Here is a 15,301-nt window from a genome sequence, read left to right as displayed (position 1 = left end):
CGGTTCGCAACAGATTGAAGGCCTTACACGATATTGCTTAAAGGCAAAAGTGCTACTGAGTTAAGCGCGTCTTTTTGATCGCCTCAAACACGCTAGACAAGGCCGTATTTAACTCTGAGGCCGAACTCAGGTCGTAATAATATTCGTCCTTGCTTGCGCATTTTTTCAATAGTGATGAATCGCCCTCCATCACCCGCACCACAAAGACGGTGATCCCCTTATCGCGGGCGGCCTTACAAGCCTTTTCCGTGCGCGCATTGATCAGGGCTGTCCCGTCCGCGCTATATTTGCTGCCCGTATAGACCGACCACCAACGGTTTTCAGTGTTTTCACCGTCCGTCACCAAAATCATATATTTCTGAGTGGTTTCATCTCCGAATGGTACCCCACCCGTATAGGGCGCGCTGGGGGAGAGCATTTCTGCGCCCCACTGAACGCCGATGGTGACATTGGTCGCCCCCGAAGGCTGAAGCTTATCAACATAGGTCTTGATATTGGCGATATCCTCACCCAGTGCCCGCACCGCCAGCAGCTTGGTGCCGTTAGCACACGTCCAAGCCGGATAGAGCGATTTGACATCACTACCTGGTGATTCCGCAGACACATCCCAGTCGCCATCTTTTTCACGATCAATCACGCATCCCGGCCAATTCGATGAACCGTCAGGAATATCCGGCCAGTCTATAATGCTGTAGCCCTTGAGTTTAGCCGTACTGGAATCGGTGAACTGGCTTTTGGCACGCGGGATGTTTGTGCGGGCACCATAGGCTCCGGCGCCGTAGCTGAAGCTATATTTGATGTTGCTGGTTGCAAAACTAGTGTAGCCCGACGTGGCATAACTGGTGGCCGTGGACGGATTAATAAACTGCTGCGTGACCCATGTGGTTACATTCTGCCAGCCGCTGGTGCCCGTCGATGAGCCATTTTCGCTGGTGCTCTCTTTGCCATCGACCCATTTTTGTGAGGTGGTTGAATAGTCCTCACGCTTATATTCATAGCGGGTCGAGCCCACTTTAGATTTTGCTATGGCAACATAATAGGTGCGCTGAGGCGATGAACTGTCAGTATAGGTTCGGTACCACAGCGTCATCCCCGATTTGCAACTTGAATAGCTGCTGTCGGCAACATTGCCGCAAACCTTATTAAAAGCATCTTTGACGACATCGCAGGTGCGCCCGCTGATGCCGGTGCAGCTCTGGCCAACACTGCCCTGACCATAATTTATGTACGAATAGCCTGAGCCTTTATCGATCTTAACCTGAGTGTCAAACGGCACGACCGCCACCTTAGTGCCGGAGACGTTTTCACCGTCCTCCATCAGGCTGTCGAGCACGCTTTTCACGCTCGACTTCAAGTTGGTCATGCGACCGTCTTTCGACATAGACCCGGTCGAGTCGAGCACCAGAACGATCTCGGACTTGCGCATCTGCGACTGGGCTTTGGCGACCACGGTGACGGTCGTGGTTTCCATGCCGATCATCTGCAGGAACAGGTTCTCAACCGTGGCTTCGACGTCATAGGTCACATGGGTTGTGTTGCCATCAACCTCTGTGCCGACCGTGCCTTCGGCATCATACCTTTGCGCGTTATCAAAGCCGAAATTGTTGATAAAGGCCTGATCGGCGGCGATCTCACGCTGCTCGTCGGTCATTTTAGACGACATAACCGCCCGCAGCACCGCCGCATCGGCCGCATCCTGCAAACGTGAGCGCACGTCCATCTGGCGCACCACGTCCGTGCCACCGCCTGCAGCCACCACCAGAGTCATGGCCGACAGCCCAAAGATCACCGCGACATTGCCGCCCTGATGACCACGGAAAGGGTTCAGGCGCTGCCACAGCCCGGAGAAGATGCTTTTTCGCATTTTAGAAATACCCCGCCACGAATTCTATCGTTCAGACCTTGATCTTAAAGAATAAAGCTTAAAATTTGATCTAACGGGGTTATGTGATGGCCTACTTCGTCAGCCTTATCTTCTTGATCGACTTGACGATCGATCCCAAAGCCCCGCTCAGTTCACTGGCGTTGGACAGGTTGTAGTAATAATCCGGCCGCGTGGCGCATTGTTCCAGCAGGCTGGAATTACCCTCCATCACCCGCACGGTGAAGATGGTGATGCCCTTGGCCTTCGCCGCCTTACAGGCCTCAAGCGTGCGCGCATCAATATCGGCGCTCTTGGTGGTCCAGCGGTTCTGGGTGTTCTGACCATCTGTGACGACGATCATGTATTTATTGATGTTTTCCGTACCAAAGGCCACGCCGGTGTTGAATGGCAAACCGGGAGAGAGCACTTCCATGCCCCACTGCACGCCGATGGTGACATTGGTATTGCCGGCGGGCGACATCTTTTGCACATGGGCGCGGGCCTCAGTGATGTTGGTCGTCAGACCCATGACCGGCAGCAGCGCATTGGTGGCGCATTTCGAGGCCGGATAGTTCTTGGCCGCTGTCGTACCGTCGGGCGAGTCGGCTGAGATATCATAGGGCTGGGTGCGATCGATGACGCAGCCGTTCCAGTTGACCGTGCCGACCCCCAACAGGTCTGCGTTGGCCGAGACGGTATCGTTGTTCTTGATATCGGTCGTCGAGCCTGAGCCATATCCGCCGGTATTGGCCGCCGTTGACGTTACCGTCCCGGAATAGAGGCTGTAGTTGTTGTTGGGTTTGTTGTAATAGGCCGACTGCGGATACTTGGTCGAGTTGGTGTCGACATTGGACGCCGAACCCGCCGCCGAACTGGTCACCTGATAGGTCGCTTCGCGCGACACCACCATATAATTACAGCTATTGTAGTAATTATAGCCAACGCTGCATCCGCCATTATTTGATTTATAATAGTAGGACGTGGCAAATACCTTAATATAGGTTTTGCCGTTACTGCTATAGGTATAGGTGTAGGTCTTCATGTTGGTTGTACAGGCCGACACATCCGACGTACTGGCGCACAGGGCTGTCTGGGTGGTGACCAGGGCACTGCACCGGCCATCGGACAGGTTCGAGCAGGAGGTGATCATCTCTGCCTGACCATACTCAATGCTGGAGGCCGGCACGCCCTTGATATTGACCTGAGTATCAAACGGGACGATCGCGACCTTTGTGCCGCCGGAAGTCCCGTCACCGCCAACAAGGCTGGCCAAAGTCGTATCGACGCTCGATTTCAGATTGGTCATCCGGCTGTCCTTGGACATGGAGCCGGTATTATCGAGCACAAAGACGATTTCGGAATCCGATATGGTCACCCCGGCATTGGCCGAGGCGGTGATGTGGACCAAACCGCCGTCACTGCCCTTCAGCATGCCCATAAAGAGAGTGCTGACGTCCGCTTCGGCCAGATAGGTCTTAACGGTCGTGTTGTTCTGGGTCGAGGTCGACAGTTCACCCTCGGCATTGGTCAGATTGCCCGCCGCGGCGACATTGCTCTGAAAGGCTGCGTCGGCGGCGTCTTCCTGAGCTGACTCCACCGATGACGCCACCAGCGCCCCGGCAATGGCGGCCGTATCAGCAGCGTCCTGAAGCTTTGATTTGGCGCGAATAATACCGACCGCATCGGTCCCGGCCCCGACCGCCGCCAGTATAGGCAAGGCCGAAAGGGCCGCGATAATCGCTACATTGCCACGATTATTCGCGCCAAAGCGCTGCCACAGATTCACCAAAGCCATCATACCACACTTGTCCCAGCCACAGGAATCAAAATACGGCGTCAGGTTTTAACAAAGTCAAAACTTATACGGTAAACAAAAATGGCTATACGGTTAAGGATAAGCCCGCTTAACTATTAAAATATGTCAACCATGTAATTTTCGATAACAAAGTCTTAATTTACAACAAAATAGAGACCACTGTTATGTATAGATACCCATATCAAGCTCCAGGTCCGCGCAAAGCCCTATAATGTCTTCGTGCACGGGCGCAGACAGCATCTTTTTACCGCCTGCGGGATGCGGAAACTCAAGCTGAGCCGCATGCAGCATAAGGCGCTTCACCGAACGCCCGCCCAGGCTTAAGGCGCCGCCGTAACGCGGATCACCGGCAATCGGACAGCCCAGATGAGCCATGTGGACTCGGATCTGATGCATCCGGCCCGTGTACGGCTTGGCGACCACCAGAGCCGCCTCAGAGTTGCAGGAGATCACCTCATAGTGGGTGCGCGATTCCAGCGCGTCAGGGTGATCGGCTTCGCACACCCGCGAATAGGCCTCACGTCCGATGTCTTCGCGCCGCAGCGGCACATCAATCACGCCCCGGTCTTTCAGGTTATGCGGGTTTGAGACCACCAGCAGATAGGTCTTGTGAAACTGGCGCGCGATCATCGCCTTGCCCAAAAACGAGGCGGCGGGCTTGGTTTTGGCCACCAGAATAATGCCCGACGTATCGCGATCCAGCCGGTGGATCAGGCGCGGCTTCTTACCGTTCGACTTGGCAAAGGCCCACAACAGGTCATCCAGATTGTGAAAATCCGGCCCGCGCCCGCCCTGGGACGACAGGTTATAGATCTTGTTGAAGCCCATAATCTCGGCGTCTTCATAGACCAGCATGGATTTGATCAGCGCCACGGCCTCTTCACTGAGCGCGATCGGCCGGTCGATGGCTTTGAGGTTTTTAGGTGTCTGGGGTTTGCGTCCACCACCCGCCTCACGCCGCGCGATGGCGGCCTGATGCTGGGGCGAATGGCGCGAGGCCTTTTTACGGCTGATCTTGTCCTGCTTTTTCGGGGTCATGCCCGCGAAATAACAGGGTTGGGGGTTAAGGTCAAAGGCACTCTTCTCCTCCCTATCGAGCATCTTGGCGAAGATGGGGAGGTGGATTTTGGAGCAACGCGACAAAAGACGGAGGGGGATAGCACACTTAGGCAAAAACCTCGCCTGTAGCCACCTCGTCAGTCTGCGACGCTTGCAAAAACCAGTAGAGCAGAATGAAGTAACCAAACACCAGCAATAAGAGCAGCCACCATCCGCTACGGTTGACATCGTGCAATCGTCGCACGGCGACCGAAAGGCTTGGCACGGCCAGCAACGGGATAAGCAGCAGCGGCGCCGCAGACCACCATGTCGGATTTTCCCGCGCCATATAGGCCAGAATTACCACAGCACACAGACTAAGACCGCACAGTACGCCTACAACAATGGCAAATGTGAAAAAATCCAGCCGGTTTGACCGGCCTGCAAAATCAAACGCCCGCGTAAAGCCTGAAGTTCCCGCCTGAACTATTGTCACCGTTGGCGACTGCGATCCGAAGCGGTTGGCTGTATTTTGCAATTTACGAAGAAACGGTAGGGCGCACAGAAAGATGATGAAGGCTACGCCGCCAACAGGAAGCACCACAAACACAATCAAAAATAAGGCCAGCATTTCACCCTCCCCCCGGTAAAAGCCTAATCAAACACCGCAGCCTTTTCTTCGATGTCGTTTTGCGGCGGTTGCGCCAACATATAGACCAGAACAAACCACCCGAAGCCAAAGCCGATCAACTGCCACCAGCCTGAGCGGTTGATGTCATGCAGACGACGCGCCCCTACGGCCAATCCGGGAATGATCAGGCCATAGGATAAGGAAATCAGACCATCCAGGCCCGTAAGTCTGGCCAACACGGCCAAAGCAATATTGAACACCACATTAAAGAGATAAAACCACCAGAACTCTGAACGCGAGGCGCGGCCGTTAAAGTCAAAATACTTTTTCAGGCAAACCCCGATGGCATCCCCCATGCTCATGCCCACGGGCTGGGGACCGAAGCGGTTACCTGCCGGACGCTTAATAACCAGCGGCAAAAACGCTGGCAGGCTGACAATGACGATAATCAGCAAATGCCAGATCGATAAACTGCCCATACTTTAATCCCCCCTAAAAAATTACCGCTTTTGCTTATATGCCCGCAACTGCGCCCAGTAGTCGAGGCGTTCTTTGACCTTGCCTTCGTGGCCATCGCCTTTGGGATCGTAGAATTTCGGGCGGGGCATACCGTTCGGGAAATAGTTCTGGCCTGAAAAGCCATCGGGGTCGTCAGGGTCGTAGATATAGCCTTCGCCGTAGCCTAAATCCTTCATCAGCTTGGTCGGGGCATTGCGGATAACTTCGGGCGGGTCGAGGTCGCCGGTGTCGCGCGCAGCCTTCACGGCGGCCTTAAACGCCACATAGACCGCGTTCGATTTGGGGGCCGAGGCCATGTGAACCAGGGCTTGCGCGATCGCCAGTTCGCCTTCTGGGGAGCCTAAAACTTCATAGGTTTCACGCGCGGCATTGGTCATGATCAGCGACATGGGGTCGGCAGCACCTATGTCTTCGGAGGCCATGCGCTGCATCCGGCGGGCGATATAGAGCGGGTCTTCGCCCCCCTGCAACATGCGCGCAAACCAGTACAGCGCCGCATCCGGGTCCGATCCGCGCACCGACTTATGTAAGGCGCTGATCAGGTTGTAGTGGCCTTCGCGGTCCTTGTCATAGTTCGGCCGGCGCTTTTGCAGGTGCTGGAGCAGGCCTTCAGAGGTGATGGCGACGTCAAAGCCCATCTGGTCGATGGTCTCAATCAGGCTCAGCAGATAGCGTCCGTCCCCGTCGGCCAGCCCTTTCAGGGTTTCGCGCGCCTCTGGTTCCAGCGGCAGGGACCGCCCCAGATGGGCTTCGGCGCGGGCGATAAGCGTTTCCATCGCCTCATCATCCAGCCGTTTGAGCACAAACACCTGACAGCGCGACAGGAGAGCGCCATTGAGTTCAAATGACGGATTTTCGGTCGTAGCCCCGATCAGGGTGACGACGCCGGACTCGACATAGGGTAAGAAACTGTCCTGCTGGGCGCGGTTAAAGCGGTGAATTTCATCGACAAACAGCACGACGCGTTTGCCCATATTGCGTTGCATCTGGGCGGCCTCGAAAGCTTTTTTCAGATCGGCCACGCCGGAAAAGACGGCGGAAATCTGCTGGAATTCATAGCCTGCGGACGACGCCAGCAAGCGCGCCAGGGTCGTCTTACCCACCCCCGGCGGGCCCCACAGCAGCAGTGACGGCAAGAACCCGCGATCAACGCTGCGCCGGATGGGGCCGTCCGGGCCGACCAGATGCCCCTGCCCCACCACCTCGGCAATCGACTGCGGCCGCAGCCGGTCAGCCAACGGTTTATAGCCGCTGTCGGTCTGGGTCAGGTTCGGTGATTTCGGGGCGAGACCTGCGGCCTCAAACAAATCGGACATGCGAACATATATAGAACAAAAAATCTTCCGGTCAAATAGGAAGTAATCTATCGAATTTAAGCAGCCACCACGAATCCATTATTTGTGATAACTTCTGCGAAAGGCAAAGCTATGGGGCACTTTGGATGCGCGAATACAAAGACAGCGAACTATCTTTCACTCAGAGGCATGGAAAAGCAGCGCTACCCAGCTTACCCTCCAAATCCCAAATTTACTGCGCCTGAAAATATGGCAATTTTTAAATGATGCACATGCACTGGGTCGAGAAATGCAACCCGGAGGATATTATAAATACTATATAGACCCAAAATACCACAACTTTATAACAGAATATTGCATGAATAAATTCAGCATGCGTCACGATAAAGTAACAAAATCCGTAGCATACGAAACAACCGAACGTATAATATTAAATGACCCATTTTACCAATTTATGGACTTCATAGAAAATTTTCTTCGATCCGTCGGAACTGAGATTGGTGGCGGAGCTATTCGATATTTCTTCTCTGAACTTCATCCCCAGTGGCGGATACTGTATGAGGGAGAAGAAAGTACATTTTACTTTTCAATTAATGACGCAGAAATAAAAAATTTACAGAATACTTATGCTATATTGTTAGAAAATAAAATAGATGGCTCGTTAAAGCATTTAGTAAATGCCACAGAACAGTATAATTCTCAAAAATGGAACGATTCGATCCGCGAAAGCGTTCATGCTGTTGAGTCAGTATGCAAAAGGATTACAGATAATCCCAAAGCTACCCTTCAAGATGCATTGAAAGCATTAGAATCCAAAGAGATTTACATTCACCCTGCTCTAAAAACAGGTTTAGAAAAAATCTACGCATACACTAGCGACGAAAAAGGCATTCGCCACGCGCTGCTTGATGAAAACCACAAATGTGATCAAGCCGACGCCCAATTTATGTTGGGCGCGTGCGCAAGTTTCATAAGCTATCTGTGTCAAAAGGCTGAAATCGCGTAACATCGGATCGTTAGGTTGCCCCTCACCCAAGCCCTCATCCCCGCGCGCGGGGAGAGGGATTTACCCCTCCGCCTCGCAAGCTCGGCACCTCCCCACTGCGTAGGGAGGAGAAAAACTATACAGCCCACCGGCTGTGAAATCGCAAGATTTGAGGCGAGTAGCAGGAGCCTAGCGACGGAGGTACATTGAGTACCTCCTAGCAACGGCGACGCACTAATCGGCCAAAGATTGCGATTTCACGTCGTCTTCTTTGCCTTCGGCGGTAAAATACTTTTTAGTGTGGCGGCCAAAGAACTGGCTGATGTCGTCGATGAAGGTATAGGCGACGGGCACAAACAACAGACTGAGCAGGGTCGAGGTAATCAACCCGCCGATGACCGCAATCGCCATGGGTGAGCGGAAGGCGACATCGGCGCCCCAGCCGACTGCGATCGGCAACATGCCTGCGCCCATCGCCACCGTGGTCATCAGGATCGGACGGGCCCGTTTGTGGGCCGCGTCCATCAGGCCGTCATGGCGGGTCATGCCGTGCTTGATGGCTTCAATGGCATATTCGACCAGCAGGATCGAGTTCTTGGCGGCAATCCCGGTCAGCATGATCAACCCGATCAAGGCCGGCATAGACATGGATTTACCGGTGACCAGCAGCAGGAAGAACGCACCCCCAAACGACAGCGGCAACGCGGTCAAAATCGTAACCGGATGGGTGAAGCTTTTGAACAAAAGCACCAGCACCACATACATCAGCATGATGCCGGTCGAGATGGCAATCATGAAGCCTGTGGCCATTTCGGCCTGATCTTCCTGCTCACCGGTGACGATTTCCTTCACCTGCGGCGGCAGGTTTTTCATGGCCGGCAGGGCCCGTACAGCGTCCTGAGCGATACCGGCAGCGATGCCGCCCGCGATATTGCCCTTGATGGTGGCAGACCTTGACCGCTCCGTGCGGTTGATCTGCACCGGCCCTGCGGCAAAGGTGATATCGGCCACAGCCGCCAGCGGCACGGAGGTTCCGAATTTGGTCGGCACCTTAAGGTCGTTCAGGTTGGCGACATCGGTACGCGCGTCAGTTTTCAGCAGGACGCGGATCGGGATTTGACGGTCGCCGACATTGTATTTCGCCAAAATCTGATCGAAGTCACCGACGGTCGCGACGCGGGCGGCCTGTGAGATCGCGGCGGCCGACACGCCCATCAACGCCGCCTGATCAGGCTTTGGCACCACGATGATTTCCGGCCGCGTCAGGTTATCGGCCGACGACACATTGGTCAGTTCAGGCAGACCGCGCATCTGACGTTCAAGCTCACGCGAGGCTTCGGCCAGCGCCACCGGATCGTCGGACACCAAGGTAAAGCTGGTGATGCCGCCCCCGCCGCCTTCCTGGCCGAAGGTTGAGCGGATGCCGGGATATTGCAGGACGAACTGGTTGAAATCAGTCTCGAAGTCCTGCTGCGAGAAGTTACGATCGTGCCGCGGCACCAGATTGATGGTGAAGTTAGCGCTATTGATATCAACCGACGCATAGACGGATTTGACGCCGTCGCGTTGGCTGATTTCGGCCATCAGGTCATTGACGACCTTATCGGTTTCATCAAGCCGCGAGCCGGGCGGCAGTTCGACCTTAAGGAAGGAGCGGCCATTATCGCCAACGGGGATGAACTCACCCGGCAGCAGCCCTGCGACGGCCATAGAGCCGATAAAGAAGCCGATACCGATGGCCAAAACGGCCCAACGGGTGCGTAGTTTTTCGCCGCGTGGGAGATTGCCCGCTTTTTTGAAGGCTAAGAACGACAGTCCTCCGCCAATAAGGCAAATAATTGCAGGGGATATCAGCCCCTTAACATCGAACGGTTTGCCAAACATGGCGAACAGACCGCCCCATACCAGTAAGGCTGTAATAACCAAAATAAGGAAGGCAAATATTCTCAGTGCCCATTTTGTCGTCATAAAGCGCAGATGCCCGCTCAAACCCCAGTTCAGGGTCTTGAGATAGTTCTTCATCCAGAACGGATCGGGATGTTCCTTGCCCGGATCGGAGCGCATCAGATAGGCGCCCATCAGCGGGGTAATCGTCCGCGCCACGACCAGCGAGAAGAACACCGACACACAGGCCGCGACCGCAAACGATTTAAAGAACTGGCCCACTATGCCCGGCATGAAACCGACGGGTGCAAACACTGCAATAATGGTCGCGGTCGTGGCCACAACCGCCAGACCGATTTCGTCGGCAGCTTCGATAGCCGCCTGATAGGGCTTTTTGCCATCGCGGATATGGCGGACGATATTTTCAATTTCCACAATCGCGTCATCGACCAGAATCCCAATGGTCAGGGACAGGGCCAGCAGCGAGACAATATTGAAGCTTTCGTTCATCACCCACATGACAAAGAACGTCGGCAGCAGCGACAGCGGCATGGCGGTCGCCGATATCAGCGTCGCGCGCCAGTCCCGCAGGAACAGCCACACCACCAGAACCGCCAGAAGCGCGCCGATCGCCAGTGTCTCCATCGACGCTATATAGCTCTCATTGACCCAGTCGACCGAGGCGGTGACCTCTTCGAGGACAATACCCGGGTGAGCAACTCTGATCTCATCTATCGCTTCGCGGATACCCTTGGCGACATCGACTTCGGAGGAGCCAATGGTGCGGTAGACGGCAAAGCCGACCACTTCCTGACCATTGAAGCGGGCGCGGGTGCGCGGCTCAGACCAGGTGTCGCTGACCTGCCCCAGATCGCCCAGACGGACCGACTGGCCATTATTCAGGTTGATGCGGGTGTCGCGCAGAATTTCGACCGAATTGGCATTGCCGAGCGTGCGGATCGACTGCTCAGACCCGCCGACTTCAAGACGCCCGCCGGGCAAGTTGATGTTGATATTGCGCAGTTGCTGGCTGACTTCGGAGGCGGTGATCCCCTGCCCCGCCAGCAGACCGGGATCAAGGTCGATGCGGATTTCGCGGTCAACGCCGCCGTCGCGCGTGACCTTTGAGACGCCGTTTTTGGCCAGAACCTTTTTCGAGATATCGTTATCAACAAACCACGATAACTGCTCAGGGTTCATGCCGTCGCCGCGGATGATATAGGTGATCAGCGGCTCACCCGACGCTTCTTCGCGCCGGACAATCGGGTCGAGCACATCGGACGGCAGATTGGCGCGCACACCCGCGACGGCATTGCGCACGTCATTGGTTGATTTTTCAAGGTCAACGCCCAACTGGAACTGCACGACCGTGGTCGAGACACCATCATTGACGTAGGAATTGATATGTTTGACTGAACCCAGCCCCGCCACAGAGTCCTCAATGATACGGGTAACTTGCGTTTCCAGTTCGGCGGGCGCGGCCCCAGATTGCAGCACGGTGACCGAGACGACCGGCAGGTCAACATCAGGGAAGTTGTTGATGCGCAGGGCGTTAAACGCGCCCCAGCCCGCTATGATCATCACCAGAAAGAAGACAAGCGTCGGTATCGGGTTGCGGATCGAGGCGGAGGATATACCCCCGCGATCTTTATATGGGCGGGGCCCCGACTCACTTGAACCGGACATTATTTAGCCCCCGATTTAGCGGCAGCCGCTTTTTGTTCGGTCGCGACTTGTGGGCCCTTGATGCGCACCGTGTCACCGTCCACCAGGAAGCCGGCACCGGCGGTCACAACCCGTTCACCCTCAGCCACACCTTCGGTCACGACGACATTATCGCCCAGACGCTCACCGGTTTTCAGCTTGCGCAAAGCGACCTTGTTATTGGGCCCGACCACGAAGGTTGCGGGCACATTAGCCTGATAGATCACGGCTTTTTGCGGCACGGTCACCACCGGCTGATTGCCGACATTGACTTCACCGCGCGCGAACATGCCGGGTTTTAAGCCCGCATCGGCAGGTATAGACACCCGCGCATAGCCCAGACGCGTCTCGTTGGACACCATCGGGGTGACGATGCGCACGGAACCGGCAATCGGGCCGGAGTTTTCGCCACGCACGGTCGCCGGCATACCGGCCTTAAGCATAGCCAGTTCGGTTTCGACCACTTCCATATTCAGTTCAATGCGGTTGTCGCGGGCAATGCGGAATAGTTCATCCCCCGCCCCCACGATCTGGCCCTGCACGGCGGTGCGCGAGGTGATCAACCCTGATACCGGCGCGCGCACGGTCGCTTGCGACAGACGGGTGGTGACTTCCTGCACCGTGGCCTGAGCGGTCGCCACAGACGCCGCCGCCGTTTGCTGCTGGGCCAGCCTGGCATCAAGGCCGGACGCCGAAATAAAGCCCTTATCGGCCAGTTCCTTATAGCGGCGATAGTCGTTTTCGGCCTGAGCTTGCTGGGCCTTTGCGCTCATCAACTGGGCCTGAGCCTGTTTGAGTTGTGCCTGAAGGACGGCATCGTTCATCCTCAGTAGAGGCTGGCCCTGAGTAACGTACTGGCCTTCATCGACCAATAGCGCCACTGCGGTAAGCCCGCCGGTTTCAGCGCCGACCGGCGCTTCCTGCCAGGCCGAGACGGTGCCGGAGCCGGTGATGACAACCGGCACGGTGGCCGCACCGGCGGTGGCGACCTCAACCAGCGCCAGATGGGTGTCCTTGGCCTCAGGGGTCTTAGGCTTTTCATGGCAGGCTGATAGGGATATCGCCGCCAGCAAGGCTACTGCCCCCAACCTTAATCGTAAATCTGGGCGCGAAGAATTAGAAGTATGCCGCAGCCATTGCCCTAAGCGCATCGAATAGCCCCAAAAAACTTGTGTTATTGGATACGAGATATATATTCATTGACTCACAAGTCAACGAAACTCGCATTACAAATTGTCAAGAAAACCCGCATCCTTAGAACATACCGCCGATAGCGTGCTACCGGATCAGTGCGTCTGCTCATTTGAAGCCGTCACCCAGTCTTTGGGTAAGCACTTTCGCTTAAAACCTGCCAATCTTAAATCTTCTGGCATCCGGCAGGCCAACAAAGAAAAGCGTCCGGCCCAGATCATGGCCGCGGCCTTTGAAGAGTTTACCCAAAAAGGCTATGCCGCTGCCCGCTTGGAAGATATCGCTAAGCGCGCCCGTATCTCGAAGGCACTTATATACGTCTATTATCCGGCCAAGATCGACCTGTTCTATGCGATGGCCACCGCCTTTATTGAGCCCATGCTGCAAAAACGGCTGGAGTTTGCGGTCGATCCGAACCGCTCAGCCGAAGATCAACTGCGCGAACAGCATAACTTTTTCTATGAGCGACTGGTCAATGATCCGCAGTCGATTGAGTTTTTCCGTCTTATTGTGGCGGAATGCGGTCGCGTACCGGAAATCGCTGAGTTTTATACTCAAAACTTTGTCGGCGTGAAAAAGACCTATGTGTACGACCTGATCCGTCACGGTATCGCCCGCGGAGAGTTTCACCCACACGCCCACCACCACCTTGAAGGGGTCGAGGATATCTTAAGCGCCCCCGCTATCATGATGTTCGTCACCCGCATGGTGACCGGCAACCCGGATATCTATGAACTCGCCAAATGGCGCCAGACACATATGGCTATGGTATTGGGACTACTCAGAACTCCCCCTGATGCAGGGGGAGCGTCTTTAAACTTTACGTCGCAAACGGAAAGGCCGTGACGCCCTTGATCCACTCGTCGATCTGGAGCGGGCGGGTGACCGGCGGGGCGGCGCGTTCGCGGCAATAGGGCCGCTCACACAGGCGGCACATCGGCCCGACCTCAATCGCGGCAGGATGGGTCAGATCAAGCCCCTTGGCATAGATCAGCTTTTCGGCATATTTCAGCTCGCACCCCAGGCCAATGGCCTGATCACCCGACACACCGCCTTCCCAGCCGCGCAAAGACCGGTCAATCGTGCGCGAAAGGGTGAAGTACCGGGTCTTGTCCGGCGTCTCAATGACCTGGGTTATGATCCGGCCCGGCGTCTGGAACGCCTGATGGATGTTCCAGCGCGGACAGGCGCCGCCAAAGCGTGAAAACGGAAACTTGCCCGCCGCAAACCGTTTGGAGACATTGCCGGCCTGATCGATGCGCATCAGGAAAAACGGCACCCCGCGTAGACCGGGCCGGGAAAGCGTGGTCAGGCGCTGGGCCGCCTGCTCAAAACTGACGCCGAACGGGCTGCGTAAGATTTCGAGATCGTAACCGCAGCTTTCCGCCTGCGCCTGAAACCGCACGTAAGGCATGAGGGTCGCGGCCGTAAGATAATTTAGCAGCGACACCTTATAGAGCCGCCCCGACACCGCATCCGGCGCGCGCGCACGCTCCACCAGATCATTGATCATCAGCCCGTGCCGTTGCAGGACAAGCTGATAGAGCACCGCAAACACCCGTGATGACGCGCCTAAGCTTTCCGACAGCATCAGCCGCTTACGGTGCGGATCGTAGCGGCGCTGATAGACCAGCATGATATCGGTCGGCATAAAGCGCACTTCGATGCCGTATTCGGTGCGCAAAGCCTGTTCGGCGCGGGCCTCAAGTGCGTGGCTGTCGCCGCCCAGTTCATCGAACAGCGCCTCGCCCAGTTCGTCCAGTTCCGGAAAGAAATTAAAGCGCGACTGAATCTGGTCACGCACCCAATCGGACGGCGACTGATCATTCAGGCTGGCGACCGATCCGGGCTCAAGGGCTTCCAGCCCCCGGCGCTCGCCGTAAGCCCGGTAAAGCTTGAGCAAGGCCTCGGCCACCGACGGCGCATTGGCGACAAGATCAGCGATTTCGCGGCGCGGCACCTTAAGATCGGCAAACATCGGATCGGCCAGAACCTCCGTCAGATGCGCCTCCCCCGCCGGATCGGCCTCCGAGGTAAAGGTGCGCATATCCAGATCATAGGTCGCGGCCAGCTTCAGCAGCACCTGCGCCGTCACCGGCCGCTGGTTGCGCTCAATATGGTTGAGGTATGAGGCCGATACGCCCAGATCCTGCGCCATCTGGGTCTGAGTCAGGCCCAGATCACCGCGCAGACGCTTAAAGCGCCCGCCTAAGAACAGTTTGCGATCAAGTTCGGACATTCATGTCTCTCCCTCTCCCTGCTTGCGGGGAGAGGGTTGGGGTGAGGGGCTACACACTCAGCGTAGGACAAGCTTTGTAGCCGTCAGGAACACTGCGCCTGCGACGCCCCCTCCGTCATTTCGCTACGCTCAATG

General features: G+C 56.0%; 11 protein-coding genes. 2 read left to right on the top strand and 9 right to left on the bottom strand.

Annotation, left to right across the window (positions count from 1 at the left end):
- Nucleotides 1-52: 52 nt before the first annotated feature.
- From IE102_RS15895 to IE102_RS15870, 6 genes are all read right to left on the bottom strand, one after another.
- A complete protein-coding gene (locus IE102_RS15895) occupies nucleotides 53-1,864 on the bottom strand; it encodes a TadE/TadG family type IV pilus assembly protein (RefSeq protein ID WP_189488519.1) in 1,812 nt (603 codons plus the stop codon).
- 91 nt (nucleotides 1,865-1,955) lie between these two features.
- Nucleotides 1,956-3,662: a TadE/TadG family type IV pilus assembly protein gene (locus tag IE102_RS15890; protein ID WP_189488518.1), complete on the bottom strand. Its 1,707-nt coding sequence runs from the start codon at nucleotides 3,660-3,662 to the stop codon at nucleotides 1,956-1,958.
- A gap of 180 nt (nucleotides 3,663-3,842) precedes the next feature.
- Complete coding sequence (locus tag IE102_RS15885; protein WP_189488517.1) at nucleotides 3,843-4,718, bottom strand: RluA family pseudouridine synthase; 876 nt, start codon at nucleotides 4,716-4,718, stop codon at nucleotides 3,843-3,845.
- 127 nt (nucleotides 4,719-4,845) lie between these two features.
- Nucleotides 4,846-5,349 carry a DUF805 domain-containing protein gene (locus IE102_RS15880; protein ID WP_189488516.1) on the bottom strand — a complete coding sequence of 168 codons (504 nt, stop codon included), beginning with the start codon at nucleotides 5,347-5,349 and terminating at the stop codon, nucleotides 4,846-4,848.
- Nucleotides 5,350-5,372: 23 nt separating this feature from the next.
- Nucleotides 5,373-5,828 (bottom strand): DUF805 domain-containing protein, encoded by a 456-nt coding sequence (locus IE102_RS15875; protein WP_229807814.1) that lies wholly within the window; start codon nucleotides 5,826-5,828, stop codon nucleotides 5,373-5,375.
- A 21-nt stretch (nucleotides 5,829-5,849) separates the two neighbouring features.
- Nucleotides 5,850-7,184 (bottom strand): replication-associated recombination protein A, encoded by a 1,335-nt coding sequence (locus tag IE102_RS15870; protein ID WP_189488515.1) that lies wholly within the window; start codon nucleotides 7,182-7,184, stop codon nucleotides 5,850-5,852.
- Between the two features lie 337 nt (nucleotides 7,185-7,521).
- Here IE102_RS15870 and IE102_RS15865 point away from each other — a divergent pair, with 337 nt between their 5' ends.
- Entirely contained in the window at nucleotides 7,522-8,169 is a 648-nt protein-coding gene (locus IE102_RS15865; RefSeq protein ID WP_189488513.1) for a hypothetical protein, read from the top strand.
- Between the two features lie 213 nt (nucleotides 8,170-8,382).
- On the opposite strand, the gene IE102_RS15860 is transcribed toward IE102_RS15865, so the two are convergent.
- Together IE102_RS15860 and IE102_RS15855 are read right to left on the bottom strand one after the other, a co-directional pair.
- On the bottom strand, nucleotides 8,383-11,718 hold the full coding sequence (locus IE102_RS15860; RefSeq protein ID WP_189488511.1) for an efflux RND transporter permease subunit: 3,336 nt from the start codon (nucleotides 11,716-11,718) through the stop codon (nucleotides 8,383-8,385).
- Nucleotides 11,718-12,809, bottom strand: a complete 1,092-nt coding sequence (locus tag IE102_RS15855) for an efflux RND transporter periplasmic adaptor subunit (RefSeq protein ID WP_229807813.1) — start codon at nucleotides 12,807-12,809, stop codon at nucleotides 11,718-11,720. Before IE102_RS15855 ends, IE102_RS15860 begins: the two co-directional genes overlap by 1 nt.
- 160 nt (nucleotides 12,810-12,969) lie before the next feature.
- Between IE102_RS15855 and IE102_RS15850 the strand changes: the two genes are divergently transcribed.
- Nucleotides 12,970-13,773 carry a TetR/AcrR family transcriptional regulator gene (locus tag IE102_RS15850; protein ID WP_189488508.1) on the top strand — a complete coding sequence of 268 codons (804 nt, stop codon included), beginning with the start codon at nucleotides 12,970-12,972 and terminating at the stop codon, nucleotides 13,771-13,773.
- Here IE102_RS15850 and IE102_RS15845 read toward each other — a convergent pair.
- On the bottom strand, nucleotides 13,748-15,166 hold the full coding sequence (locus IE102_RS15845; protein ID WP_189488505.1) for a helix-turn-helix domain-containing protein: 1,419 nt from the start codon (nucleotides 15,164-15,166) through the stop codon (nucleotides 13,748-13,750). The genes IE102_RS15850 and IE102_RS15845 overlap by 26 nt on opposite strands.
- Nucleotides 15,167-15,301: the final 135 nt, after the last annotated feature.

Source organism: Asticcacaulis endophyticus, assembly GCF_014652575.1.
Lineage (GTDB): Bacteria > Pseudomonadota > Alphaproteobacteria > Caulobacterales > Caulobacteraceae > Asticcacaulis > Asticcacaulis endophyticus.
Note: the sequence above shows the minus strand (reverse complement) of the source record. Positions and strands in the feature narration are given on the sequence as shown.

What these genes read in the sequence shown, in the direction of transcription:
- IE102_RS15895 (WP_189488519.1), bottom strand. Translation starts at nt 1,864, where the DNA reads ATGCGAAAAAGCATCTTCTCCGGGCTGTGGCAGCGCCTGAACCCTTTC.
- IE102_RS15890 (WP_189488518.1), bottom strand. Translation starts at nt 3,662, where the DNA reads ATGATGGCTTTGGTGAATCTGTGGCAGCGCTTTGGCGCGAATAATCGT.
- IE102_RS15885 (WP_189488517.1), bottom strand. Translation starts at nt 4,718, where the DNA reads ATGACCCCGAAAAAGCAGGACAAGATCAGCCGTAAAAAGGCCTCGCGC.
- IE102_RS15880 (WP_189488516.1), bottom strand. Translation starts at nt 5,349, where the DNA reads ATGCTGGCCTTATTTTTGATTGTGTTTGTGGTGCTTCCTGTTGGCGGC.
- IE102_RS15875 (WP_229807814.1), bottom strand. Translation starts at nt 5,828, where the DNA reads ATGGGCAGTTTATCGATCTGGCATTTGCTGATTATCGTCATTGTCAGC.
- IE102_RS15870 (WP_189488515.1), bottom strand. Translation starts at nt 7,184, where the DNA reads ATGTCCGATTTGTTTGAGGCCGCAGGTCTCGCCCCGAAATCACCGAAC.
- IE102_RS15865 (WP_189488513.1), top strand. Translation starts at nt 7,522, where the DNA reads ATGAATAAATTCAGCATGCGTCACGATAAAGTAACAAAATCCGTAGCA.
- IE102_RS15860 (WP_189488511.1), bottom strand. Translation starts at nt 11,718, where the DNA reads ATGTCCGGTTCAAGTGAGTCGGGGCCCCGCCCATATAAAGATCGCGGG.
- IE102_RS15845 (WP_189488505.1), bottom strand. Translation starts at nt 15,166, where the DNA reads ATGTCCGAACTTGATCGCAAACTGTTCTTAGGCGGGCGCTTTAAGCGT.